The sequence below is a fragment of the Azoarcus olearius genome (assembly GCF_001682385.1).
Classification (GTDB): Bacteria; Pseudomonadota; Gammaproteobacteria; order Burkholderiales; family Rhodocyclaceae; genus Azoarcus; species Azoarcus olearius.
In genome coordinates, this window is the sequence record NZ_CP016210.1 from 1,827,135 (window position 1) to 1,850,662 (window position 23,528).

The 23,528-nt window shown below is 69.0% G+C and carries 21 protein-coding genes; 11 read left to right on the plus strand and 10 right to left on the minus strand.

All coding sequences use genetic code 11. The features are described 5' to 3' along the window. Nucleotides 1–166 precede the first annotated feature (166 nt). Together dqs_RS08405 and dqs_RS08410 are read right to left on the minus strand one after the other, a co-directional pair. Complete coding sequence (locus dqs_RS08405) at nucleotides 167–670, minus strand: DUF3016 domain-containing protein (RefSeq protein ID WP_065340184.1); 504 nt, start codon at nucleotides 668–670, stop codon at nucleotides 167–169. Between the two features lie 53 nt (nucleotides 671–723). Further along, nucleotides 724–2,505: a sensor histidine kinase gene (locus dqs_RS08410; protein ID WP_011765320.1), complete on the minus strand. Its 1,782-nt coding sequence runs from the start codon at nucleotides 2,503–2,505 to the stop codon at nucleotides 724–726. Between the two features lie 102 nt (nucleotides 2,506–2,607). On the opposite strand from dqs_RS08410, the gene tadA reads away from it, so the two are divergent. From tadA to dqs_RS08425, 3 genes are read left to right on the plus strand one after another with little or no spacing between them, the layout of a single operon-like run. Beyond that, nucleotides 2,608–3,072, plus strand: a complete 465-nt coding sequence (tadA, locus tag dqs_RS08415; RefSeq protein ID WP_011765321.1) for a tRNA adenosine(34) deaminase TadA — start codon at nucleotides 2,608–2,610, stop codon at nucleotides 3,070–3,072. A 1-nt stretch (nucleotide 3,073) separates the two neighbouring features. After that, the gene (locus dqs_RS08420; protein WP_065340185.1) at nucleotides 3,074–3,553 is read left to right on the plus strand and encodes a L,D-transpeptidase; all 480 of its coding nucleotides are present in this window, start codon (nucleotides 3,074–3,076) and stop codon (nucleotides 3,551–3,553) included. Then, a complete protein-coding gene (locus dqs_RS08425; RefSeq protein ID WP_065340186.1) occupies nucleotides 3,550–3,981 on the plus strand; it encodes a GNAT family N-acetyltransferase in 432 nt (143 codons plus the stop codon). Before dqs_RS08420 ends, dqs_RS08425 begins: the two co-directional genes overlap by 4 nt. Before the next feature lie 11 nt (nucleotides 3,982–3,992). Here dqs_RS08425 and dqs_RS08430 read toward each other — a convergent pair whose 3' ends face one another. From dqs_RS08430 to ygfZ, 3 genes are read right to left on the minus strand one after another with little or no spacing between them, the layout of a single operon-like run. Continuing rightward, the gene (locus tag dqs_RS08430) at nucleotides 3,993–4,760 is read right to left on the minus strand and encodes an NRDE family protein (RefSeq protein WP_065340187.1); all 768 of its coding nucleotides are present in this window, start codon (nucleotides 4,758–4,760) and stop codon (nucleotides 3,993–3,995) included. Beyond that, entirely contained in the window at nucleotides 4,751–5,068 is a 318-nt protein-coding gene (locus tag dqs_RS08435; RefSeq protein ID WP_084018324.1) for a DUF4936 family protein, read from the minus strand. The genes dqs_RS08430 and dqs_RS08435 overlap by 10 nt, the downstream gene beginning before the upstream one ends. Nucleotides 5,069–5,081: 13 nt before the next feature. Continuing rightward, a complete protein-coding gene (gene ygfZ, locus dqs_RS08440; RefSeq protein ID WP_065340188.1) occupies nucleotides 5,082–6,110 on the minus strand; it encodes a CAF17-like 4Fe-4S cluster assembly/insertion protein YgfZ in 1,029 nt (342 codons plus the stop codon). A gap of 230 nt (nucleotides 6,111–6,340) precedes the next feature. On the opposite strand from ygfZ, the gene mltG reads away from it, so the two are divergent. The 6 genes from mltG to dqs_RS08470 are packed head-to-tail and all read left to right on the plus strand — an operon-like array spanning nucleotide 6,341 to nucleotide 10,857. After that, nucleotides 6,341–7,345: an endolytic transglycosylase MltG gene (gene mltG, locus dqs_RS08445; RefSeq protein ID WP_065341676.1), complete on the plus strand. Its 1,005-nt coding sequence runs from the start codon at nucleotides 6,341–6,343 to the stop codon at nucleotides 7,343–7,345. A 5-nt stretch (nucleotides 7,346–7,350) separates the two neighbouring features. Further along, the gene (gene tmk, locus dqs_RS08450; protein ID WP_065340189.1) at nucleotides 7,351–7,971 is read left to right on the plus strand and encodes a dTMP kinase; all 621 of its coding nucleotides are present in this window, start codon (nucleotides 7,351–7,353) and stop codon (nucleotides 7,969–7,971) included. After that, complete coding sequence (holB, locus tag dqs_RS08455; RefSeq protein ID WP_065340190.1) at nucleotides 7,968–9,017, plus strand: DNA polymerase III subunit delta'; 1,050 nt, start codon at nucleotides 7,968–7,970, stop codon at nucleotides 9,015–9,017. The genes tmk and holB overlap by 4 nt, the downstream gene beginning before the upstream one ends. After that, nucleotides 9,014–9,385, plus strand: a complete 372-nt coding sequence (locus dqs_RS08460; protein ID WP_011765330.1) for a PilZ domain-containing protein — start codon at nucleotides 9,014–9,016, stop codon at nucleotides 9,383–9,385. The genes holB and dqs_RS08460 overlap by 4 nt, the downstream gene beginning before the upstream one ends. Before the next feature lie 25 nt (nucleotides 9,386–9,410). Continuing rightward, the gene (locus dqs_RS08465) at nucleotides 9,411–10,181 is read left to right on the plus strand and encodes a TatD family hydrolase (RefSeq protein WP_065340191.1); all 771 of its coding nucleotides are present in this window, start codon (nucleotides 9,411–9,413) and stop codon (nucleotides 10,179–10,181) included. Further along, nucleotides 10,168–10,857 (plus strand): ankyrin repeat domain-containing protein, encoded by a 690-nt coding sequence (locus dqs_RS08470; protein WP_011765332.1) that lies wholly within the window; start codon nucleotides 10,168–10,170, stop codon nucleotides 10,855–10,857. Before dqs_RS08465 ends, dqs_RS08470 begins: the two co-directional genes overlap by 14 nt. Nucleotides 10,858–10,863: 6 nt before the next feature. On the opposite strand, the gene dqs_RS08475 is transcribed toward dqs_RS08470, so the two are convergent. From dqs_RS08475 to dqs_RS08495, 5 genes are all read right to left on the minus strand, one after another. Further along, on the minus strand, nucleotides 10,864–11,697 hold the full coding sequence (locus tag dqs_RS08475) for a DUF429 domain-containing protein (protein WP_065340192.1): 834 nt from the start codon (nucleotides 11,695–11,697) through the stop codon (nucleotides 10,864–10,866). Continuing rightward, complete coding sequence (locus dqs_RS08480; protein ID WP_065340193.1) at nucleotides 11,694–12,611, minus strand: histone deacetylase family protein; 918 nt, start codon at nucleotides 12,609–12,611, stop codon at nucleotides 11,694–11,696. Before dqs_RS08480 ends, dqs_RS08475 begins: the two co-directional genes overlap by 4 nt. A 37-nt stretch (nucleotides 12,612–12,648) precedes the next feature. Then, nucleotides 12,649–13,629 carry a transglutaminase family protein gene (locus dqs_RS08485; protein WP_221405629.1) on the minus strand — a complete coding sequence of 327 codons (981 nt, stop codon included), beginning with the start codon at nucleotides 13,627–13,629 and terminating at the stop codon, nucleotides 12,649–12,651. A gap of 61 nt (nucleotides 13,630–13,690) precedes the next feature. Next, nucleotides 13,691–16,177, minus strand: a complete 2,487-nt coding sequence (locus dqs_RS08490) for a circularly permuted type 2 ATP-grasp protein (RefSeq protein ID WP_011765336.1) — start codon at nucleotides 16,175–16,177, stop codon at nucleotides 13,691–13,693. 49 nt (nucleotides 16,178–16,226) lie between these two features. Continuing rightward, the gene (locus tag dqs_RS08495; RefSeq protein ID WP_065340194.1) at nucleotides 16,227–19,607 is read right to left on the minus strand and encodes a transglutaminase family protein; all 3,381 of its coding nucleotides are present in this window, start codon (nucleotides 19,605–19,607) and stop codon (nucleotides 16,227–16,229) included. A gap of 248 nt (nucleotides 19,608–19,855) precedes the next feature. Between dqs_RS08495 and dqs_RS08500 the strand changes: the two genes are divergently transcribed. After that, nucleotides 19,856–21,025 carry a M20 aminoacylase family protein gene (locus dqs_RS08500; protein ID WP_065340195.1) on the plus strand — a complete coding sequence of 390 codons (1,170 nt, stop codon included), beginning with the start codon at nucleotides 19,856–19,858 and terminating at the stop codon, nucleotides 21,023–21,025. A gap of 9 nt (nucleotides 21,026–21,034) precedes the next feature. Beyond that, entirely contained in the window at nucleotides 21,035–23,527 is a 2,493-nt protein-coding gene (locus dqs_RS08505; RefSeq protein ID WP_065340196.1) for an ABC transporter permease, read from the plus strand. The last annotated feature ends 1 nt before the right edge of the window (nucleotide 23,528 follow it).

A 23,528-nucleotide genomic window follows, 5' to 3' on the forward strand; every position in this document is an offset into this window, starting at 1 on the left:
GATGGGCTTGGATTGCCATAAGCAAAGGATGGGCCAGCGCGGGGAATTTGGGTTTCTGAAAAAATAAAAATAGAAAATTCAAAGGCTTGCAAGGTGATTGAAGCGCGTCTGAACGGGGTGGTACAAATTTGAAACAGCCAAGTGTAAAAAAAATCGACGTGGGCGTTCAGCGGGAGGGTGTCGCCCGGCACAGGCGATGTTCCACCCAATCCGCGAGCATCGCGCGCTCATAGCCCAACTCGCTGCGCGGGCCCCGGATCATCGCGGCGCGGTTAAGGTAGGTCATGTCAGTCAAGCGCTCGGAGGCCTGCCCGCGCGTGGCGCCGGTCTCGTCGCGCCAGACGTAGCGCAGGTTGATGCGGGGCCAGGTGGTCTCGCGCATCACCCGGAGGTCGGCGCTCGCGTGGTGCCACCACTCCTCCCTTCCCGCGAGATCGACGTCGAGCACCTGGACGTCCAGGTTGTGGCCTGGGGGAAGGCAGCGTTCCGCTTCGGTGCGCAGATGTCGTTCCAGCGCCTGCAGGTTGTGCTGGCGATCCTTGCCCGGCGGACCGATGTCGGTGAACTGCTCCGGATCGACGAAACGGACGCTGACTTCGGCCTGACTCGCGGACGCCCCAAGTGCCGCCAGCGCGGCGAGGGCCAGGGGGATGAGACGGTAAGGGCGCACGATCCTGCTCCTGCTGCTGCATTGCAGGATTAGACCGGCCGCGGGACGTCGGTTCAGTCGTTGGTGGCGGTGTCGCGCGGAGCGAGGCTGAAGCGGAAACAGGCGCCTTTGCCGGGTGCGCCATGGGCCTCGATGTGGCCGCCGTGCCGCTGGACGACACGCGCCACCGTGGCCAGGCCGACGCCGGTGCCGGGAAATTCGCGGTCGGTATGCAGGCGCTGGAACGCGCCGAAGAGCTTGTTCGCGTAGCGCATGTCGAAGCCGGCGCCGTTGTCCTCGACGCAGATCACCCCGGGTTGGCTGCGGTCCGGATATAGGCTGATGCGTGCGGCGGGCTCCCTGGAGGTGAATTTCCACGCGTTCGAAAGCAGGTTGTGGAGCGCGATCTCCAGCAACCCCGGGTCCGCCTGCACGACGATGCCCGGCGTGATGTCGACCTCCACCGTGCGTTCGGGATCGTTTTCCCGCAGTTCCGCGACGATCTTCGCCGCGAGCGCCGAGAGATCGACCCGCCCACGCTGCAAGGGTTGGCGCGACATGCGGGCGAGGTCGAGGAGATCGTCGATCAGCTCGCCCATCCGCTGCACGGCCAGCCGCATCCGTCCCAGCAAGCCGCGGGCGTCGCTGTCGAGCTGCTCGGCGTATTCGCTTTCGAGCAGTGCGCTGTAGCCGTCGATGACCCGCAGCGGCGCGCGCAAGTCGTGGGAGACCGAGTAGCTGAACGCTTCCAGTTCCTTCACCGCGGCGGCGAGCTGGGCAGTGCGTTCCTCGACGCGCGACTCCAGCTCGCGGTTCATGTTCTTCAGCGCGGTTTCGGCGCGTTTGCGTTCGGTGATGTCCCCGATCGACCCCACCATGCGGTAGGCGCGTCCCTTCCAGTCGCGCTGGGCGAGGCCACGCGCCAGCACCCAGCGGTAGCTGCCTTCGGCGTCGAGCACGCGGTACTCGCATTCGAAATGCGGAGTCTGGCCTTTCAGATGGGCGGTCAGGCAGCGCTGGAAGGCCGGGCGGTCCTCTTCATGGATGCGGCGCAGCCACTCGTCACTGTTGGTGCTGAGGTGTTCGCTCGATACGCCGAGCGCGGTGAGCAGGCGACTGGAGAGGAAGAGGCCGTGCGTGACCGGGTTCCAGTCCCACAGGCCTTCGTTGGTGCCGCGCATCGCCAGCGCGTAGCGCGCCTCGCTTTCGCGCAGCATGGATTCGGCCTCGTGCCGCGCGGTGGTGTCCTCGACGATGCCGATGCCGCCGACGATCGTGCCGGCCGCGTCCCGCAGCGGGGCGGTCCGCAGGCTGACGTGGATCTGGCGGCTCGAGTGGGTGGCGACGTAGTCGCCTTCGTACTGGGCGGCCTGGCCTTCGAGGGCGGCGCGGATGGCGGGCAGCACACGCTGGTCGCGCAGGGCATCGAGCGTCAGCCCCTGCAGCGACTCCGGCGGCGACTTCAGTATTTCGGCGAAACGGGTATTGAACTGGGTGAGGCGCAGCGTGGTGTCGAAATGGAATATCCCCATTGGGGAACTGTCCACCAGCACGCTGTAGCGGGTTGCCACCTCGGCAAGCCGGCGCTGCAGGGATTCCGCCGGTTCGCCCTCCGGGGCCGCGCCCCCGAGCAGCGTAGTACGCGCGGCCAGCGGCAGTGCGGCGGCCGTCAACGCCACCAGGCCCCAGAAGCGCAGTGCATCCGTCGCTTCCGGCGGCAGACCCAGCAGCGCCGGCAGCAGGGTGATTGCCAGACTCCATGCGACCGCCGCCGCACAGTACAGTGCGACCAGACGGAGCACGGGAATGCGGGCGGTACGCGGTGACGAAGAGGGGTGTCCGGACAGCGGCGGCATGATCTCTTCTATAGTACTTAGGTAATAGCTAATGGCAAGTGTCGAACGGAAAAGTGATCAGCTCCTTTACACTTCTGTCCTCAGCAAAGGAGCAATGCCCGAATGAAGGACGAAATGTTCATGCGTGCGGCGCTTGAACAAGCCCATCTCGCCGGCGCCTGTGACGAGGTGCCGGTCGGCGCGGTGGTGGTATGCGAGGGCGAGATCGTCGGCCGCGGCTTCAATCAGCCCATCGGCCGCCACGACCCGACCGCCCACGCCGAGGTGATGGCCTTGCGCGACGCGGCCGCCCGGCTCGGAAACTACCGGCTGCCCGGCTGCGAACTCTACGTGACGCTGGAGCCCTGCGTCATGTGCTCGGGCGCCATCATGCACGCCCGCATCGCCCGGGTTGTCTACGGCGCGCGCGACCCGAAGACGGGCGTCGCGGGGAGCGTGATCGACCTCTACGCCGAGGGGCGGCTGAATCACCACGCCAGTATCGAGGGCGGCCTGCTTGCGGAGGAGTGTGGCGGGCTCCTGTCCAGTTTCTTTGCCGCGCGCCGGCGGCGGACCTCGGTGGCCTGAGATGCGGATCCGGATCGACCTTGGCAGCCAGACCCTGGCGCTGTTTGGCGACGACGGCGCCTGCATCCGCCGCTACGCGGTGTCGACCGCCGCCAACGGCCCCGGCGAACGCGAAGGCAGCGGGTGCACGCCGCGCGGGCGGCATCGCATCCGCGCGGCAATCGGCCGCGCAATGCCGATCGGAACCGTGTTCCGGGGCCGGCGCCCCACCGGCGAGATATGGACGCCAGCGCTTGCGGCCGCCGCGCCCGGGCGCGACTGGATCCTGTCGCGCATCCTGTGGCTGTGCGGCGAGGAGCCGGGGCGCAACCGGCTGGGCGAAGTGGATACGATGCGCCGCTATGTCTATATCCACGGCACCGGTGACGATCAGCCGATGGGCACGCCGCGCTCGCATGGCTGCATCCGCATGCGTAATCGCGAGGTGGTGGAGCTGTTCGATCTGGTGCGGCCGGGTACGCCGGTGGAGATCTGCGAATGACGGCAGCGGTGTGCGTGGCCTTGCTCGAGTGGCCGGCGGCGGAGGCCGCGGTGATGCCGCTTCGGGAAGCGGTTTTCGTGGTCGAGCAGGGCGTTCCGCTGGAGCTGGAGCGCGATGCTTTCGACCCGGTTTGCGTGCACGCGCTGGTAAGGACTGAGCAGGGGGAGGTCATCGCCACCGGTCGCCTGCTGCCGGATGGGCACATCGGACGGATGGCGGTGGCACAGGCCTGGCGCGGGCGTGGCGTCGGTGGCGCGGTGCTCGAGGCGCTGGTCGCGGCGGCGCGCGAACGCGGGTTTGCCGAAGTCGTCCTCAACGCGCAGATCACGGCGATGCCGTTCTACGAGCGGCACGGCTTCGCGGGCTTTGGTGAACGCTTCATGGACGCCGGGATTCCGCATCGGGCGATGCGTCGTTCGCTCGGATAAAGGGCGTCGCGCTAGCAGACTGAGGGGCGAAAGCGGTGGGTGACGCTGGCGCCGGATTCGCCGGCGGCATTCCAGCTCCACTCGGTAAGGCAATGCTCGCCGCTGGCATCCACTGTCAGCAGCGTGGAGCAACGGGTGCCGTAGCCGGGTGCCTGCACGAAGGCTGGCGACAGCCAGCGCTCCCACTCCAGCCCGACACCGGTTGCCGGCAGGTCGGCATCGTCGGCAACGGTCGTGTCCCGCAGTAAGGCGAGAAAGGCGCCCTCGTCCGGCAGGGTGGCCAGCGCTGCGCCAAATGCCGCGCGCGCGCGCTTTACCTTGGGCCAGTCCGAATCGAGCAAGTGGTTGGAGAGCCCGTAGATGCCCGGTGGGAGTTCCTGCACCGCGCCGGTCGTGCTTTCTAGGATGCCCAGGGTGTTCCCGTCACCCACAAGCAGGTTGAAGGGGACGTAGTCGGCGCTGCGGGCGCCGATTTCGTGCAGCACATCCAGCGCCGGACGATCGCTTTCCAGCGCATCGCGTACCAGCATGCCGCGCGAGGGCGCGCCGGGGCGCCGACGCGCCGGGTCGCGGTAATTGGTGAGGGCGGCGAAGCGTCCGCGGCGCGAAACGCCCATCCAGGTGCCGCCGGCTTCCAGGTCGCGCCCCGCCAGCAGGCCGGGGCGATCCGCCCACCAGTGGGCCGCGGCCGCCGGGCGGTCGTGGAATTCGTCGCGATTGGCAGCGACGACCAGCGGAAAATCCGCCCGCGCCTGCCAGCCGAACAGGATCAGGCACATTCGATGAAGCGTTCGATATGGCGCACGGTGCCCTCGGCGAGGTGACTGTCGAGCGCCGCCGCGTTTACGGCGGCGCCGAGCGCGGCTTCGAACCGGGTGGGGTCGGCCACGTCGGCATAGACCTCCATCCAGGTCGCCGGCTCGTTCAACCGCGTCAGCAGGCGGCCGCGCACGCCATGGGTGCGTTCCAGTTCCGCCTGCATGGCGCGCACCGCCGCCTGGGCAACCTCGGCGTCCAGTTCTTCGCGCACCCGGTAGTAGATGAAGTACTGGACGGTCGTGGACAGGCTGGCGGTGCCATCGCTCATGGCGTCTCCTGGATCAGGGCAGCGGGTAGGGCAGGTCGAGGACGCGCACCGGCGCTCCCGCCGGGCTTCCGTAGCGCAGCTGGCCGCCTTCGACGCTGGTGTTCTGCAGTACCGCCAGGGCCTCGTAGCCGCCTTCGGGCGACGGCGCCACGTTGACCACCTTGCCGGCGGACTGCTCGCCGAAGTCGGGCGCATACAGGTCGCTGCCAGGCGTGGGCACGCTGTCGGCATCGAGCGCCACGCGATAGAGGCGCTTCTTGACGGTGCCGAGGTACTGCGTGCGGGCCACGATCTCCTGCCCGGGGTAGCAGCCCTTCTTGAAATTGACGCCGCCGATGAGGTCGTAATTCAGCATCTGGGCGACGAATTCTTCCTGGGTCGGCGCGGTGATCAGCGGCACGCCCGCGCGGATCATCGCCAGTTGCCAGGCGGCGGTGCCGGCCTTGTGGGCGCCGGCCGCGACAAGGGCGGTAAACACGCTGCTCGCTGCCGCGCTGTCGATCGCAAGGACAAAGGCCTGTTCGCCCACGCGCACGACACGGCCTGCCGCGGCGGACGCCTGCTGCATGGGCGCCGCCGGCACCGGCAACCCGGCACCCTGGAGCACGGCGGCCGCGTCGCCGCCGGCCACGCCGATCAGCACCGTGGTTTCACCGGCGTCGTTCAGCTTGACCTTGCTGCGCAGCACATACATCGACAGCTTCTTCAGCATCGCCGGCAGAATGTCCGCAGCCATGACGAGTGCATGGCCTTCGGCCTCCGGCCACAGGAGCAGGCTGGCCAGCATGCGGCCCTTCGGGCTGTTGAAGCTGCTCCACTGCGCGCCGTCGGCGGGCAGCTTGGCGACGTCGTTGGAGAAAAGGTTGTGCAGGAAGGTCGTCGAGTCGGGGCCGACGCTGCGGATCAGCCCCAGGTGCAACAGCGGAACGACGACGGTACCCCGCTCAAGCGCGGCGGCATCGGATCGGGCGTCCGCAAAACTCACGGACAGGGTGTCGAGCTTGGCGCCTTCCAGCGCGAGGTGATCGGTCCAGGCGGTCATGTCGGATTCTGCACAAAGGTTGAGGGAAGGGGCGGCGACACGCGGGACGCACAGCGCCCGCCGGCGTCCGCGGCGGCACTGGAGCAATGAAGTATTATAGGGCCCCGCGAACGACGGGAAACGGCTTCACCCATGTCGCGCCTGCTGTAAAAGCAGGAAGCATGCCCTTGATGAGGGTGTCGCGCTGCTCATTCAAACCGCTGCCCGGGCGGCAGCCTTTCATCCTGCGCATGAAACGTCTCTTGATTCGTCTTGCCGCTCTGTTCGGCGTGATCCTGCTGTCGACGATCGGCGCGCTCACCTGGTACGCCGGGCGTCCCTTGACGCTGCAGCAGCCGGTGGTCGATTTCACCGTGCAACGCGGATTCACCATGCGTCAGGCCGCCGCGGCCATCGCCCGCGCGGGTGTCGACGTCCAGCCCGACCTGCTCTACTGGATCGCGCGCCTAGGCGGCAAGGCGGCCTTGATCAAGGCCGGCAGCTACGAGGTTCACGCCGGTGTCACGCCGTGGCAGCTGGTGCTCAAGCTCTCCGCCGGCGATGTCTCGCAGGGCGAAGTGCTGTTCGTCGAGGGCTGGAATTTCCGCCAGGTGCGCGAGGCGCTGGAAAACCATCCCTATCTGCAGCCGGACACGCGCGGGCTCTCCGAGGAGGAGATCATGCGGCGCATCGGCGCCGGCGAGTCGCGCGCCGAAGGCCTGTTCTTTCCCGATACCTATCTGTTCGACAAGCAGTCGAGCGCGCTTGCCGTGCTGCGCCGCGCCTACGTCGCCATGCAGCAACGGCTGGCGGCAGCTTGGGAGAGCCGTGATCCTGCGCTGCCGCTCGCGTCGCCCTACGAATTGCTCGTGCTCGCATCCATCGTCGAGAAAGAGACGGGGCGGGCGGAGGATCGCGGCCTGATCGCATCGGTGTTTGCCAATCGCCTGCGCATCGGCATGCGGCTGCAGACCGATCCCACGGTGATCTATGGCCTGGGGACCGCCTTCGATGGGCGGTTGCGCCGGCGCGACCTGGACACCGACCATCCGTGGAATACGTACACGCGCGCCGGCCTTCCGCCCACGCCCATCGCGATTCCGGGCCGCGACTCCCTGCAGGCGGCGGTGCGGCCGGCCAAGACCGACTATCTCTATTTCGTCTCGCGCGGCGATGGCACCAGCGTCTTCTCGCGCACGCTCGAAGACCACAATCGCGCGGTCGATCGTTACCAGCGCAACGGCAAAGGAAGCTGAACGACATGCAGCACGGGCGTTTCATCACTTTCGAGGGCATCGACGGCGCCGGCAAGAGCAGCCAGATCGCAGCCGTCGTAGACATCCTGCGCGCGCGCGGTTGCACGGTGGAGCAATCGCGCGAGCCCGGCGGCACGCCGCTCGGCGAGCGTCTGCGCGAGTTGCTGTTGCATGAGCCGATGAACCTGGAAACCGAAGCCTTGCTGATGTTCGCCGCACGCCGCGAACATCTTGCCGCGCGCATCGTGCCCGCGCTGCAGGCCGGAAACTGGGTGGTGTGCGACCGCTTTTCCGACGCCACCTATGCCTATCAGGTCGGCGGGCGCGGGCTCGCGCGGGCGAAGTTCGACGCGCTCGAAGCCTGGGTCCATCCCGGCCTTCAACCCGATCTGACGCTGGTTTTCGACTTGCCGCCGGAGATCGCCGCCGCGCGCGTGGTGTCGAGCGGCGCGCAGCCGGACCGCTTCGAACGCGAACAGCGCGACTTCTTCGAGCGCGTGCGCAACGCCTATCTCGAGCGCGCGCAGGCAGCGCCCCAGCGCATCCGCGTGATCGACGCCAACCGCCCGCCGGAAGTGATCCGCGCCGAGATCGAGCAACTCGTGGTGGAGCGCTGGTTCGCATGATCCATCCGTGGCTGCAGCCGGTCTGGTCGCGTCTGGTCGCGCTCGAAGGGCGCTTGCCGCACGCGCTGCTGTTCATCGGCCCGGCCGGCCTGGGCAAGCGTGATCTGGCCGAGATGCTGGCTGCGCGCCTGCTGTGCGACAGCCCGGCGGCCGACGGTGCCGCCTGCGGCCGTTGCGCCGCCTGTGCCTGGCGGCTGGCAGGCAATCACCCGGACTTCTATCACCTGGTGCCGGCGGCGGACGCCGAGAAGGAAGCTGCCGCCGAAGGCGGCGACGGCGAGGGCGGGACGACCAAGGCCAAGTCGGCGCAGATCGTGATCGAACAGATCCGTGACCTGCAGGAGGCGCTGACGGTAACCGGCCACCACAGCGCGCGCCGGGTGGTCGTCGTCGACCCTGCCGAGGCGATGAACGTATTCACCGCCAATGCGCTGCTCAAGCTGTTGGAGGAACCGCCCGCGGGCTGCACCTTCGTGCTGGTGTCCTCGGCACCGCGCCGCCTGCTGCCCACGCTGCGCAGCCGCTGCCAGCAGTGGTCGTTTTCCCGCCCGTCGTCCGGGCAACTGGCGCAATGGCAGGGGCACGCCGGCGCCGCAAGCGCGCTGCTCGATGTCGTGGGCGGCATGCCCCTGGCCGCGGTCCGGTTGCAGGAGGCGGGCGGCGACGCGCTGCTCGCACGCTTCGTGCGCGAGTTGGGCGAGCTGCCGGCGGCCGACCCCTTGCAGCTTGCCGGCCGCTGGGAAGCGTGGCTGAAGTCCAAGGAGGCGATCGCGGCCGGTTTCGGTCTGCCACAGCTGATCGACTGGATGCAGCGCTGGGTGGCCGATCTGGCGGCGCTCCGGCTGGGCGGCCGGGTACGTTTCTTCTCCGCCCAGCAGGCTGCGCTCGCCGCGCTGTGCGAGCGCAGCAGCGTGGCCGCGATAACCAACTGCTACAATGAATTCGCCCAGATCCGCCGCGTTGCCCAGCATCCATTGAACATGCGGCTGGTGCTCGAAGACATGCTGTTGCGCTATGCGCGCGCCCTTTCCGGAGCCAGAGGATGAGCGAACCCGCCGCACCCAGACCGCAGGTGGCGCGCCCCAGCGTGCTGTCGCTGAACATCAATTCAAAGTCGGCGTTGTATGCGGCCTACATGCCCTTTCTGGTCAATGGCGGCATCTTCGTGCCAACCCCCAAGACCTACAGCCTCGGCGATGAAGTCTTCATGCTGCTGCAGCTGATGGATGACCCGACCAAGCATCCCGTGGCGGGGTCGGTGGTGTGGGCCACGCCGCACGGCGCCCAGGGCGGCAAGACCCAGGGCATCGGCGTGCATTTTTCCGAGGACGAATCGGGCAAGGCCTTGCGTCACCGCATCGAGCAGATCCTCGCCGGCCATCTCGGCTCCAATCGCCCCACCCACACGCTCTGACCCGCGCCCGGCGCGCTGCTCCACGATGTACGTCGATTCCCACTGTCATCTCGATTTTCCCGACCTGATCGCGCGCGAGGACGAAGTGCTCGCCGCCATGGCGGCCAACGACGTGCGCCACGCGCTGTGCGTCAGCGTCAAGCTCGAGGATTTTCCGCGTGTTCTCGCCGTGGCCGAACGCCATCCCGGCCTGTGGGCTTCGGTGGGCGTGCATCCGGACAACGCCGACTGCGAAGAGCCCGATGTCGCGCGGCTGACCGCACTGGCGGCGCATCCGCGGGTGGTTGCCATTGGCGAGACCGGGCTGGATTACTACTGGCACAAGGACGCGCCGGAATGGCAGCGGGCACGCTTTCGCACCCACATCCGCGCCGCGCGCGCCTGTGGCAAGCCGCTGATCGTCCACACCCGTAACGCCGCCGCCGACACCCTGCGGCTGATGAACGAGGAAGATGCCGGCGCCGCCGGCGGTGTCATGCACTGTTTCACCGAAACCCGCGAGGTGGCTGAGGCCGCGCTGGACCTCGGCTTCTACATCTCCTTTTCCGGCATCGTCACCTTCCGCAATGCGGCCGCGCTCAAGGAGGTCGCCACCCTGGTGCCGCTCGACCGTCTGCTGATCGAGACCGATTCGCCCTATCTGGCGCCGGTGCCGCACCGCGGCCACACCAACGAGCCGGCCTGGGTGGTGCATGTGGCGGAGGAGATCGCCCGCCTGCGCGGCGAGCCGCTCAGCCGTATCGCGGAAGCCACCACCGACAACTTCTTCCGTCTGTTCAGCCATGCGCACCCCTGATTCCGCACGCCGTTTCATCCTCGTCGCCGCACTCGGTGCCTGTTTGTGCTGGGGCCCGGCACGCGCCGGCAGCTACGATGACGCCTTGAGTTCCGCGCGCCTGGGCGATACCGCACAACTGCAACGCCTGCTGGAGCGGGGCATCGACCCCAACACGGTGGACGAGCAGGGCAACACGCTGTTGATTCTCGCCGCGCGTGAAGGCAACGCGGATACGGTCGAAGCCCTGCTGCGGCACCGGGTGGCGCTGGGCCAGCGCAACCTGGCGGGGGATTCTGCGCTGATGCTGGCGGTGCTGCGGGGCTACGACCGGGTTGCCGAGATGCTGATCGCGGCGGGCGCGCCGGTCAGCCACGACGGCTGGTCGCCGCTGCATTACGCCGCCTTCGAAGGGCGTCTCGAAATCGCCCAGCGCCTGCTTGCCGCGGGGGCCGAGGTCGACGCGCCCGCCCCGAACAAGTCCACGCCCTTGATGCTCGCCGCGCGCAACGGCCACATCGAGGTGGTTCGCCTGCTGCTGCGCGCGGGCGCCAGCGTCGATGCGCGCAATGATGCCGGGCAGACCGCCGACTCGTGGGCGATGGCCAACGGCAATACCGACATTGCGGCGCTGATTCGGCAGGAACGGGTGCGCCGTGGTGGCGAAGTACCCACGCTGCGCATCGAAATCCAGTAAGTCGCCTCAGCCGCAGGCGACGATCCAGCCTTCCAGCGGGTCGAAGCCGGCCGGCAACCCGTACAGCGGCGCACCGGCGTGCAAGGCCCACGCGGCCTGCACCAGCGCCAGCGTCGCGTCCAGACAATCTCCGCTCGCATCGGCCAGCAGTTGGGTCCGCAGCGACGCATCCGCAACGAGCCGCAGGCGCAGCGGATGTCCGCCGGCTTCGAGCGCCTCCACGATCGTTTGCCGTGCCGCCGCCCGCGCCTCGGTCTGCTTGCGCCGTTCGTCGCTCTTGTACGGAGCGCGCGTGATGCCGCGTGCGAGCGCGCCGGGATAGGCCTCCATCGCCACCCGCTGCGGGTCCGCGAGGTGCATGCCGGGCAACGTGACGCCCGCGTCGAGCAGGCGTGGCGCGCCTTCGAGGAACATCAGCCCCACCGGCGGATTGACCAGCTTGAGCGGGCTATGTGACCCGGCCGGACCATCGGCCGCGCGGTGGGCATAGCGGCGGCCGGGCGGCCGGCTCTCGCGGTAGGCGTCGAGTGCGCTGCGGAAAGCGTCGCGTCCGCTCCGCCGGCAATGTTCCACCAGCGCTGGCCACGCGGTGGGCCAGCCGAGGTCCAGCACTGCCTCACGCGGCAAGCCGAAGGGGAGATCGAACGCGCCCAGCCAGGGGCCCGGTCGGGTCAGGATGGCTTCGAACGCGCGCCAGTCAGCGCAGCGTTCGAGGGCGAGCAAGGCCACCTCGTTGCCGACGGCGTGTCCGCGCGCAATCACGATCGGCTTGTGCGCGCGCGGTGCCGACGTGAAGTCCACGCCGTAAAGCGTCCAGTCTGATGGCGAGCCTGCGCTCATCGCACGCCGGCTGGGCGGTGGAAAAGGCCTGCGGCGGTGAGGACGGTGCGGTAGTGGATGTCCACCGTATCGTCGATCTCGCTGGCGTACCCGCCGGCCATCGCAATGGCGACGGGCAGGCCGCTGGCGTGGCAGCGTGCAAGGACGCGCCGGTCGCGTTCCGCCAGGCCCTGTTTGCTCAGCGCAAGTCGGCCAAGGCGGTCGCCGGCGTAGGGGTCCGCCCCCGCGAGGTAGATCAGCAGTTGCGGGCGGAACTCGCTGAACACGCGCTCGAGCGCGTTGTCGAGCGCCGCCAGGTAAGGCTCGTCGCCCGTGTCGTCGGGGAGTTCGACGTCGAGATCGCTGCGCGCCTTGCGGAACGGAAAATTCTTGGCGCCGTGCAGGCTGCAGGTGAATACCTCGGGTACGCCGGCGAGGATGGCGGCGGTGCCGTCGCCCTGATGCACGTCGCAATCGACAACCGCGACGCGTTGCACCCGGCCTTCGGCACGCATCGCCAGTGCGGCCACCGCGGCGTCGTTGAACACGCAGAAGCCGGAGCCGAATTCGCGATGGGCGTGGTGGGTGCCACCCGCCAGATTGATCCCGCAGCCTTCGTCGAGCGCGCTGCGGCAGGCGGCAAGCGTCGCGCCGGCGGAGCGGCGCGAGCGTTCGACCATGGCTTCCGACCACGGAAAGCCGATGCGGCGGATCTCGTCCGCCGCGAGTTCGCCTTGCGCCACGCGTGCCACATAGGCCGGATCGTGGGCGCGGGCGAGTTCGGCGTCGGTGGCGGCCGCGGGCTCACGCAGGTCGCCGTCGCCAAACACGCCGCTGGCGACGAGCCGCGCCCGCAGCCGGCTGTACTTTTCCATCGGGAAGCGGTGGCCCGGCGGCAGCGGCAGGACGAAATGGTCGGCGTAGTACAGCTTCACGAATGCAGCCCGGAGGGCGGCCGGCGTGCCGGCCGCGTCACTCGATCAGCGGCGCCAGCACGGCTTCGCTGTCGCCATACACCGCCGCGAGTTCGCCCTCGGGCACCATGGTCACCGCGATCTTGGGCTCGTGGCCGCCGCCGCCCAGCAGCACGCCGCGCAAGGGCGAGACGTCGGCGAAATCGCGCCCCCAGCCGATCGTGACGTGTTCGAGCGCGGGCATCAGCGCATTGGTGGGGTCGAAGTCCACCCAGCCGTGCCGCGGGCAGTACACCGCGATCCAGGCGTGTGTGGCATCGGCGCCGATCAGCCGCGGCTTGCCGGCCGGCGGCCGGGTCAGGATGTAGCCGCTCACGTAGCGCGCGGCCAGACCGAGCGAACGCAGGCAGGACAGCATGAAGTGGGCGTAGTCCTGGCAGACGCCGCGGCGTTTTTCGAACACCTCGGTGACCGGCGTCGACACGTCGGTGGCCTCGGGGTCGAAGGTGAATTCGTCGAAGATGCGCCGCATCAGACCGTTGACGGCCGCCAGCAGCGGCACGCCGGGCTTGAAGTCGGCCCCGGCATAGTCGGCGAAGTCGCGTTTGACGCGGACATGGCTCGATTCGAACAGGTAGCCTGCGGCGTCGAGTTCCGCCGGGTCGTTACGCCGCCCCGCGCGATAGGCGAGGCCGTCGCGCACGGCTTCCCAGGGTGGCGATTCGGCGGCCACCACCGGCGGGCGCAGCGCGAGACACACCCAGCTTTCGGCGCGGATGAAGAGTTCCTCGTGGTCGCGTTCGAAATGCAGCGACTGCACCGCGTTGCCGAAACCGTCGATGAACTGCTGACGGCGGGCGGGTTCGGGGTGGACGTCGATGCGGTGGGTGAGGCAGCGCTGCCACGGCAACTCGCGCGGCGTCAGGCGCAGCAACTGGCGCGACTCGCCCACCGGCTGGTCGTAGGCGTAAAGCGTGTCGTGCCGGATGTGGTAGCGGACCGCGGCCGCCATCGGCGCGCTGGGCGGGAGCAGGGTCATGGCGCCACCCTCAGGCCATCGCCGCGGCGGGGGCCGGGCACGGGCGTCCAGGCGCGCGCGTTCATGCCACCCTCCGCAGGTGCATCGGCCGCACCGTGTGGGTGAAGAAGCGGCGATGGACCTCGTCCGACAGGTTGCCGGCCGCCTCCAGCGCATCGTTGAGCAGCGTGCGCAGGGTGCGGATCGCGAGTTCGCAGTCCTCGGCCTCGAAGCGGGTGAGGTCGAAGTCTTCGAGGCGGCGGGCGAGCGGGTCGATCATCAGCGAAGGGTAGGGGTGGCCGAGTTCGCGCGCCGTGCGGGCCAGATAGCGTTGCAGGATTTCCACCTGGAAGCCCACCGCGTGCGGGTTGGCGGTGTCGAACACCAGCAGGTGCACCACCGGCAGCAGCTCGGGCACGCGGCGGTAGCGGGCGCGGTAGGTGACGATGGAGTTGGCGACTTCCAGCATCCACTCGAACATGCGCTCGCGCGCTTCGGCCGGCGCCTCCATCGGCACCGAGATCAGGCCCGACAGGCCCGCCATGCGTTCGATGCGGCGGCCGAGGATGAGGAAGCGCCAGCCTTCGTCGCGCGTCATGTCGTCCATCGCGTAACCCGCGAGCGCGATGCAGGACTGCATCACGCGGTCCAGCGCCGACAGCGCCTGGTCGGTGGTCTGCACCGGCTCGGAGAGCTGCTGTTCGAGCCGGTTGAGCGCGTGCCAGTTGTCGGACGACAGGCGCTCGCGCACCTGGCTGGCGGAAAACGCGAGTGCGCGCAGGTTGGCTGCGACCGAACCGGGCTGGGTGGGGTCAGTGAGCGCGGCGACCAGTTCGTCTTCGAGCGCCACCGGCTCCTCGTCCTCATCCTCGCGCTCGGCGGACAGCACGCCCAGTCGGCGCGCCGCCAGCACCAGACCGGCGAGACTTTGCTCCGTTTCCGGGTCGGTACTGGCCACGCGCGTCAGCGCCGCGCGCAGCATGCGTGCGCTGGCTTCGCAGCGTTCGGCGTAGCGCCCCATCCAGAACAGGTTTTCGCCGACGCGCGAGGGGATGTCCGAGCCGCCGCACACCAGGTCGATCACGCCGAGCCGGCGCTTGAGCAGCGAGGTGCGCACCACCGGCGCCTCGGCCCGCACCCAGGTGTCCTTGGACAGGCCGCCGCGCTGCATCGAGATGACTTCCATGCCGGGGCGGGGCGCGACGCGGCCGAGCGCGCCGGGCATGACGGTGTAGCCCTCGGGCGTGGCGGTGGCGAACACCCGCATGCCCATCGAGCGCGGGGTCAGGCGGTGATTCCACACGGGTGCCTGCGACAGCCGCACCCATTCCTGCGCCACGTAGGCGTGGGGCTGCTTGAGGATGCGCTCGATCATGGTCTTGCGCGCCTCGCCCTTCAGCTGGTGGCCGAACACCGCCTCCATCCGCATGCTGGGGAAGGCCGGCTTGATGACGAGTTCGTCGAGGTGTTCGAGCACGTATTCCAGCGCCGGGGGTTCGCCGCACCACCAGCTCGCCACCGAGGGCATGGCCAGCGGCTCGCCGAGCAGGCGTTCGCAGATGGCCGGCAGGAAGCCGAAGATCGCGCCGGATTCGAGCACCCCGCTGCCGATCGCGTTGGCCATCAGCACGCGCCCGGCCCGGATGGCGCCGAGCAGGCCGGGGATGCCGAGCGCGGAGTCGGCGCGCAGCTCGAGCGGATCGCAGAAGTCGTCGTCGAGCCGGCGCAGGATGGCATGCACCCGGCGCAGGCCGCGCAGCGTCTTGAGATAGACAGTGTCGTCGCGCACGGTGAGATCCTGCCCCTCGACCAGCGGAAAGCCGAGGTAGCGGGCGAGGAAGGCGTGCTCGAAATAGGTTTCGTTGTACGGGCCGGGCGTCAGCAGCACGGTGAGCGGCACGTCGCCGTCGGCCGGTGCGAGGCGGGCGAGGCCGTCCTGCATCGCGCGGAAGAAGCTGGCCAGCGGCTGCACGTGCAGCTCACGGAAGGCATCCGGAAACGCGCGCGAGACGATGATGCGGTTCTGCAGCGCATAGCCTGCGCCCGAGGGGCCCTGGGTGCGGTCGGCGATCACCCAGAAGCGGCCGTCCGGCGCCCGGGCGAGGTCGGCACCGTAGCTGAACAGCCATACGTTGCCGGGCGGCACCGTGCCGCGCGCGGGCCACTTGAAACCATGCTGGCCGAACACCAGCGCGGGTGGCAGCAGGCCTTCGGCGAGCAGGGTCTGCGGCCCGTAGAGATCGGCCAGGATGGCGTTGAGCAGGCGCGCGCGCTGGCTGATCGCCCCGGCTATGCCCTTCCACTCGTCGGCGCTCACCAGCAGCGGCAGCATGTCGAGCTCCCACGGGCGCTTGGTGCCCTTGGGGTCGGCATAGACGTTGTAGGTGACGCCGTCCGATTCGATGGCGTCGCGGACGAACTCGGCGCGGCGCTTCAGGACGTCGTCGGGAGCGTGCTCGAGCCGCTCGGCGAATGCCTGCCAGTGCGGGCGCGCGTCGCCGCGCGTGGCAAGCATCTCGTCGTAGCGGTCTGCGATGAGCGGATAGGTGGCGATGAGGCTTGCGGGCATGATCGCAAGAAAACGGCGCCGCGTCCGGGGACCGGGCGCGGCGCGCGGGTTAGTAGTGGCGCAAGTCTAACGTGAATGGGAACTCCGGGTTGATGCGGGCTTCCCCGACCTCCATCCGCCCCGGTGTGTGGCCCATGCGGAAGTAGCGCGCCATGCGACGGCTCTCCGCTTCGAAGGCGTTGACCGGGAAGGTGTCGTAGTTGCGCCCGCCCGGATGGGCGACGTGGTATTGGCAGCCGCCCAGGCTGCGCTGGTTCCAGGTATCGACGATGTCGAAGGTGAGCGGGCCGTCGGTGCCGATGGTGGGGTGCAGGCAGGAAGCGGGCTGCCACGCGCGGTAGCGCACGCCGGCGACGAACTCGCCCACGGTGCCGGTGGGCTGCAGCGGCACCGGCACGCCGTTGCAGGTGACGGTGTAGCGGTCGGGCGCGGCGCCGTTGAGCTTGACCTGGATACGTTCGAGCGACGAGTCCACATAGCGCACGGTGCCGCCGATCGCGCCTTCCTCGCCCATCACGTGCCAGGGCTCCAGCGCCGCGCGCAGTTCGAGCTGCATGCCCTTGACCGCGAAGTCACCATACTTGGGGAAGCGGAACTCGAGGTGCGACGCGAACCACTCCGGCTGGATCGGATAGCCGTCGGCCTGCAGGTCGCCGATGACGTCGCTGAAGTCCTGCCAGACGAAATGCGGCAGCAGGAAGCGGTCGTGCAGTTCGGTGCCCCAGCGCACCAGCTTGGGCGGGGTGTAGGGGTCTTTCCAGAAGCGGGCGACCAGTGTGCGCAGCAGCAGCTGCTGGGTCAGGCTCATGCGCGCATGCGGCGGCATTTCGAACGCGCGCATCTCCAGCAGGCCGAGACGGCCGGTGGGGCCGTCGGGCGAGTACAGCTTGTCGATGCAGAACTCGGCGCGGTGGGTGTTGCCGGTAACGTCGATCAGCAGGTTGCGCAACAGCCGGTCGACCATCCACGGCGGGCAGCCGTTGGGGCCGGACTGGCACACGCGGTCCATCTCGCGGAAGGCGAGTTCGATCTCCGGCACCGAGTCGTTGCGCGCTTCGTCGATGCGCGGCGCCTGCGAGGTCGGCCCGATGAACATGCCGGAGAAGAGGTAGGACAGGCTGGGGTGGTTGTTCCAGTAGCTCACCAGACTGCGCAGCAGGTCGGGCCGGCGCAGGAAGGGCGAGTCGGCCGGGGTTGCGCCGCCGAGCACGAAGTGGTTGCCCCCGCCGGTGCCGGTGTGGCGGCCGTCGAGCATGAACTTCTCGGTGGTGAGGCGCGAGTAGTGGGCCGATTCGTACAGGTGGGTGGTCTGGTCGACCAGCTCGTCCCAGTTCGACGCCGGGTGGATGTTCACCTCGATCACGCCCGGGTCGGGGGTGATGCGGAAGTGCGACAGGCGCGGGTCGCGCGGCGGCTCGTAGCCTTCGAGCATCACCGGGTGGTTGAGGCTTTCGGCGGTGGCTTCGACGGCGGCGGCGATCTCCAGGTAGTCCTCCAGCGTGGCGACCGGCGGCATGAACACGTACAGCGTACCGTTGCGCGCCTCGGCGCACATCGCGGTGCGGGTGATCCAGCCGGCCGATTGCTTGCCCTGCGGCTTGCGATCGGTGATTTCGGCCTGGCTGCGGGCCTTGCCGTTGCTGTTGCCGTCTTCGCCGCCGCTGCCCGGCATGCCGCCGGCCGCGGGGCGCAGGGTTGCAAAGCCGCTTGCGGGGCCGAACTGCTGGCGGATTGCGGCATGCGTCGGAAGCGGCTTGAAGCGCTCGAACGGGTCGGGCTGGTGGATCCAGGGGTAATCCCCCGGCGTGGCCCACGGCTGGGAATCGAGCGGCAGGCGGTAGCCGAGCGGCGAGTCGCCGGGAATCAGGTAGCACCGTTCGCTGCGGAGGAACCACGGCCCGGTCTGCCAGGCGTCGTTGGCCGGGTTGCGAGCGATCGGCAGCACGTGGCCGGCGATCTTGGTGAGCCCCTGGCTATAGACCTTCATGAGCCGCTCGCGCTCGAGCGGATCGTCCAGGCGCGAGTCGAAGGGATCGACGTTGGCCGGCAGGCGGCGTTCGCGCCACAGGTAGTAGAAGACGTCTTCATACGCCGGAAAGACGTATTGCGCGTCCAGCCCGAGGCGATCGGCGATGCCGCGCAGGAAGCGGCCCGCGATGATGTCGGTTGCTCCGCCCGGGCGCGATTCGTCGGCGATCAGATCGCGGCGGGTCCACATCGGCTCGCCATCCTTGCGCCAGAAGCAGTTGAGCGACCAGCGCGGCAGCTGTTCGCCCGGATACCACTTGCCCTGACCGTAATGCACCAGCCCCTGCGGGCCGTACTTGGCCGCAAGGCGGTCGTACAGGTCGGAGGCCAGCCGCTTCTTGTTGGGCCCCATCGCGGTGGTGTTCCACTCGGCGCCGTCCGGATCGTCCACCGACACGAAGGTGGGTTCGCCGCCTTGCGTGAGGCGGACGTCGTGCTCCGCGAGTTCGGCGTCGATCGCGTGGCCGAGGCGTTCGATCTCGCTCCACTGCGCCTCGGTATAGGGTTTGGTGACGCGCGGCGCTTCCCAGATGCGGGTGACCTTCATCGCGTGTTCGAACGCCACCTCGCACTTGTCCAGCGCGCCGGTAACCGGGGCGGCGGAGTAGGGGTCGGGCGTGCACGCCAAGGGAATGTGGCCTTCGCCGGCGAAGAGCCCCGAGGTGGGGTCCAGTCCGATCCAGCCCGCGCCGGGCAGGTAGACCTCGCACCAGGCGTGCAGGTCGGTGAAGTCCTTCTCCGGGCCGGAGGGGCCGTCGAGCGATTTGACGTCGGGCGTGAGCTGGATCAGGTAGCCCGACACGAAGCGGGCCGCCAGACCGAGGTGACGCAGCAGCTGCACCAGCAGCCAGGCCGAGTCGCGGCAGGAACCGGAACGCTTTTCCAGCGTCTCTTCCGGGGTCTGCACGCCGGGTTCCATCCGGATCGTGTATTCGATGTGCTTGAACAGCTCGGCGTTGAGATCGACGAGGAAGTTCACGCTCTGGCGCTTCTCGCGCTCGATGCCGTTGAGGTATTCCGCGAAACGCGGGGTCAGCGGCAGCTTCTTGAAATAGGGCGACAGCTCGTCGCGCTGCCACGATTCGTATTCGAAGGGGATGTGCTCGGCATGGGGTTCGAGGAAGAAGTCGAACGGGTTGATCACCGCCATCTCGGCGACCAGGTCCACCTCGATGCGGAACTCCTTCGTCTTTTCCGGGAAGACGAGGCGCGCGAGATAGTTGGACTGGGGGTCCTGCTGCCAGTTGATGAAGTGGGTGGCGGGCAGCACGCGCAGCGAGTACGACAGGATGCGGGAGCGGCTGTGCGGCGCAGGGCGCAGCCGGATCACCTGCGGTCCGAGGTTGATCGGGCGGTCGTACGTGTAGGTGGTGACGTGATTCAGCGCCACATGGATGGACATGAACGGATTCCTTCTTCGAGCTGTTTGAAAGTCGGCTCAGCAAGTCTTGCGCCAAGCGCGATAGGCCATCTGCCGGGGCCAGCGGGCGTATTCATGCACCCTAATCGGGCGCGCCCTGTTTTGGGGCGCACTGTTTTCGTACGGTTCTCGCACCGGGGAGCGGGCGGCGCACAGTCCTTCGGGTCCTGTACTACACTCGGCCGTTCCCGCCGTCCGTCTTCCGCCGCCTTTCCGGCCTGGGTGCAACCATGAGCATCATCGACATCGTCAGTCCGCGTCTTTACAACCTGAAGGCGATCCGCCGCGACCTTCACGCCCATCCGGAACTCGCCTTCGCCGAACACCGCACTGCCGACGTCGTCGCCCGCCACCTGACGTCGCTCGGGCTGGAGGTGCATCGCGGCCTTGGCGGCACCGGCGTGGTCGGCGTCGTGCGCGGTGGCCGCGGCCTGCGTGCGATCGGCCTGCGCGCGGACATGGACGCGCTGCCGATTACCGAGCGTAACACCTTCGCCCACCGCTCCACTGTGGAGGCCTGCATGCATGCCTGCGGGCATGACGGCCACACGACGATGCTGCTCGGCGCTGCCGAGGTCCTGGCCGCGCGGCCGGATTTCGACGGCACGGTGTACCTGATCTTCCAGCCTGCCGAAGAGGGTGAGGGCGGCGCGCGGGCGATGATCGAGGACGGCCTGTTCGACCGTTTTCCGATGGAGTCGGTATTCGGCATGCACAACTGGCCCGGCATGGCGGCCGGCAGCTTTGCGGTGCACGCCGGGCCGGTGATGGCGAGCGCAGACCGCTTCGACATCACGGTCCGCGGCCATGGCGCCCACGCCGCGATGCCGCACCTGGGCACCGACCCGGTGACCGCGGCCGCGGCGCTGGTGCAGGCGGTGCAGACCATCGTCTCGCGCAACCTCGACCCGGTGGTGTCGGCGGTGGTGTCCATCACCCAGTTCCATGCGGGCGAGGCCTACAACGCCATTCCCGACCGCGCCGAGCTGGCCGGCACCGTGCGGGCCTTCTCGGAACAGGTGCAGGAGGCGGTGGAAGCGCGCCTGCGCACGCTGTGCGAGGGCACCGCGGCGGCATTCGGCGTGGAGGTCGAATTCGAATACCGGCGCGGCTATCCGCCGACGGTCAACACCGCCGCCGAGGCCGCGCTGTGCGCCGACGCCGCGCGGGCGGTGGCGGGGGAAAGCGCGGTGACTACCGCCGCGCCACCCAGCATGGGGGCAGAGGACTTCGCCTTCTTCCTGCAGAAGAAGCCGGGCGCCTATATCTGGATCGGCAACGGCCCGGGCGAGGGCGGCTGCACGCTGCACAACCCGCATTACGACTTCAACGACGACATCCTGCCGGCGGGCATCGGCTATTGGGTGGAGCTGGTGCGGCGTCTGCTGCCGGCGCGCTGAGGACCCTTCATGAACACGCTCCGGCTCGCTTTCCGCATGATGCTGCGCGACCTGCGCGCGGGCGAATTGCACCTGCTGGGGCTGGCGATCGTGGTCGCGGTCGCCAGCCTTACGAGTGTCGGCTTTCTCGCCGACCGCGTCGGGCGCGGGCTGGACCGCGAGGCAAACCAGTTGCTCGGTGGTGACCTGCTGCTGCGCGCGGACCGGCCGTGGTCCGAGGAGTTTGCCGACGAGGCGCGGCGGCGCGGGCTGGAAGCGGTGGTCACGGTGCAATTCACCAGTATGGCGAGCACGCCGGACGCCACTCAGCTGGCGGGGGTCAAGGTGGTACAGCCGGGCTATCCCTTGCGCGGCGCGTTGCGCATCGCGCCGGCGCCCAATACACCGGACGCGGTGGCGGGGCGGGTGCCGGAGCGCGGCGAAGCCTGGCTGGACGAGCGGCTGTTCGCCGAGTTGGGTCTGAAAGTGGGCGACACGGTGGAGCTGGGCCGGGTGGCTTTCCGCGTGGGCGCCATGGTCAGCTTCGAATCCGATCGCGGTAGCAATTTCTTCAGCCTACTGCCGCGTGCCATGTTCAATGCCGCGGATCTGGAAGCGACCGGCCTGCTCGGCGTCGGTAGCCGCGCAACCTGGCTGCTTCAACTCGCAGGGCCTCAGGCCGCCGTCGATGCCTATGCCGAATGGGCGCGTCCGCGGTTGGGGCGCGGCCAGCGCATCGAAACGATCGAGAACGCCCGCCCCGAGGTGCGCGACATGCTCGACCGCGCACAGCGCTTCCTGCGCCTGTCGGCGCTGCTGGCGGTGATCCTCGCGGCGGTCGCGGTGGGGCTGTCGGCGCGCCGCTTCATGCGGCGTCACGTCGACGCCTGCGCGGTGATGCGGTGCCTGGGTGCCCGCCAGCGTCAGGTGCTGGGTGTGATGGCCGGCGAATTCCTGGTGTTCGGCCTGATCGCGGCGCTGTGCGGCAGCGCCTTGGGCTGGCTCACGCAGTGGGCGCTCGCGGGCGGCGTCAGCGAACTCGTCGCCAGCGAGCTGCCGCAGCCCTCGCTGCTGCCGCTGGCGCACGGCCTCGTGGTCGGCATCGCGCTGCTGGTCGGCTTCGTGCTGCCGCAGCTGCTGCGGTTGGGGCGGGTGTCGACGCTGCGGGTGTTGCGGCGCGAATTCGACGTGGTCGAAGCCGCCAGCAGCGCCGCCTGGGGCTTCGGTGGCGTTGCGCTGCTTGGGCTGGTGTTCTGGATCGCGGGCGACCTGCGCCTCGGGGCCTTCGCGGCGGCCGGCTTTGTCGCCGCGCTCGGCGTCTTCGCGCTGGCCGCTTGGTGGGGGCTGCGGGCTGTCACCCGCCTGAAGGGTGGCGCCGGGGTGCGCGGCGGCTGGCGGTATGGCCTGGCCGCGCTCGGCCGGCGCATGGGCGGCAGCGTGATCCAGGTGACGGCGCTCGGGCTCGGCATGACCGCGTTGCTGCTGCTGACGCTGATCCGCGGCGACCTGCTGGACAACTGGCAGCGGATGGCGCCGCCGGACGCGCCCAATCGCTTCATCATCAACATCCAGCCCGACCAGCGCGAGGGCATCGCGGCCCGCTTCGTCGAAGCCGGCCTGCCGGCCCCGGATATCCAGCCGATGATCCGCGCCCGCCTGACCGCCATCAACGACGCGCCGGTGAAGGCGTCGGACTTCCAGGATGAACGCACGCGCCGGCTTGCGGAGCGCGAGTTCAACCTGTCCTACGACAGCCGCCTGCCGTCCGGCAACCGCGTCTCCGCCGGGCGCTGGCACGGCGACGCCGCGCAGCCGCAGTTGTCGGTGGAAGCCGGGTTGGCGGAGACCTTCGGCCTGAAGGTCGGAGACCGCGTGCGCTTCGAGATTGCGGGACGCAGCGTGGAGGCGCCGATCACCAGCGTGCGTGCGCTGTCGTGGGATTCGATGCGGGTCAATTTCTTCTTCATCGCCTCGCCCGGCTGGCTGGAGGACTATCCGGCCAGTCTCATCACCAGTTTCCATCTGCCGCCGGAGCGGGCGGCGTTCTCCACCGCGCTGGTCAATGCCTTTCCCAACCTGTCGGTCATCGACGTGACGGCGGTGCTTGCGCAGGTGCACACGATGGTCGACAAGCTGGTGCTCATCGTCCAGTTCGTGTTCGGTTTTGCGGTGCTGGCCGGGCTGGTGGTGCTGTTCGCGGCGCTGCAATCCACGCATGACGAGCGCGAGTTCGAACTGGCGGTGCTGCGTACCCTGGGCGCGCGCAACCGTCAGGTACGGCAGGCGCTGCTGGCGGAATTCCTGGTCCTCGGCGGCGCGGCCGGCGTGCTGGCCGGCGCGGGCGCGAGTGCGATCGGCTGGCTGCTCGCGCACTTCGTGTTCAAGATGGCCTACGTGCCGGGGGCGGCGCCGGTGCTGCTGGCGGCGGCGCTGGGCGCGACCGGGGTGGTGGCCGGTGGCTGGCTGGGCACGCGCGGCCTGCTGCGGCGGCCGCCGCTTGCCAGTTTGCGGGCGTTGGCCTGAG

Excerpts from the sequence above, each read along its gene's own strand:
- dqs_RS08410 (WP_011765320.1), bottom strand. The coding sequence starts at position 2,505 with ATGCCGCCGCTGTCCGGACACCCCTCTTCGTCACCGCGTACCGCCCGC.
- tadA (WP_011765321.1), top strand. The coding sequence starts at position 2,608 with ATGAAGGACGAAATGTTCATGCGTGCGGCGCTTGAACAAGCCCATCTC.
- dqs_RS08420 (WP_065340185.1), top strand. The coding sequence starts at position 3,074 with ATGCGGATCCGGATCGACCTTGGCAGCCAGACCCTGGCGCTGTTTGGC.
- dqs_RS08425 (WP_065340186.1), top strand. The coding sequence starts at position 3,550 with ATGACGGCAGCGGTGTGCGTGGCCTTGCTCGAGTGGCCGGCGGCGGAG.
- dqs_RS08430 (WP_065340187.1), bottom strand. The coding sequence starts at position 4,760 with ATGTGCCTGATCCTGTTCGGCTGGCAGGCGCGGGCGGATTTTCCGCTG.
- dqs_RS08435 (WP_084018324.1), bottom strand. The coding sequence starts at position 5,068 with ATGAGCGATGGCACCGCCAGCCTGTCCACGACCGTCCAGTACTTCATC.
- ygfZ (WP_065340188.1), bottom strand. The coding sequence starts at position 6,110 with ATGACCGCCTGGACCGATCACCTCGCGCTGGAAGGCGCCAAGCTCGAC.
- mltG (WP_065341676.1), top strand. The coding sequence starts at position 6,341 with ATGAAACGTCTCTTGATTCGTCTTGCCGCTCTGTTCGGCGTGATCCTG.
- tmk (WP_065340189.1), top strand. The coding sequence starts at position 7,351 with ATGCAGCACGGGCGTTTCATCACTTTCGAGGGCATCGACGGCGCCGGC.
- holB (WP_065340190.1), top strand. The coding sequence starts at position 7,968 with ATGATCCATCCGTGGCTGCAGCCGGTCTGGTCGCGTCTGGTCGCGCTC.
- dqs_RS08460 (WP_011765330.1), top strand. The coding sequence starts at position 9,014 with ATGAGCGAACCCGCCGCACCCAGACCGCAGGTGGCGCGCCCCAGCGTG.
- dqs_RS08465 (WP_065340191.1), top strand. The coding sequence starts at position 9,411 with ATGTACGTCGATTCCCACTGTCATCTCGATTTTCCCGACCTGATCGCG.
- dqs_RS08470 (WP_011765332.1), top strand. The coding sequence starts at position 10,168 with ATGCGCACCCCTGATTCCGCACGCCGTTTCATCCTCGTCGCCGCACTC.
- dqs_RS08475 (WP_065340192.1), bottom strand. The coding sequence starts at position 11,697 with ATGAGCGCAGGCTCGCCATCAGACTGGACGCTTTACGGCGTGGACTTC.
- dqs_RS08485 (WP_221405629.1), bottom strand. The coding sequence starts at position 13,629 with ATGACCCTGCTCCCGCCCAGCGCGCCGATGGCGGCCGCGGTCCGCTAC.
- dqs_RS08490 (WP_011765336.1), bottom strand. The coding sequence starts at position 16,177 with ATGCCCGCAAGCCTCATCGCCACCTATCCGCTCATCGCAGACCGCTAC.
- dqs_RS08495 (WP_065340194.1), bottom strand. The coding sequence starts at position 19,607 with ATGTCCATCCATGTGGCGCTGAATCACGTCACCACCTACACGTACGAC.
- dqs_RS08500 (WP_065340195.1), top strand. The coding sequence starts at position 19,856 with ATGAGCATCATCGACATCGTCAGTCCGCGTCTTTACAACCTGAAGGCG.
- dqs_RS08505 (WP_065340196.1), top strand. The coding sequence starts at position 21,035 with ATGAACACGCTCCGGCTCGCTTTCCGCATGATGCTGCGCGACCTGCGC.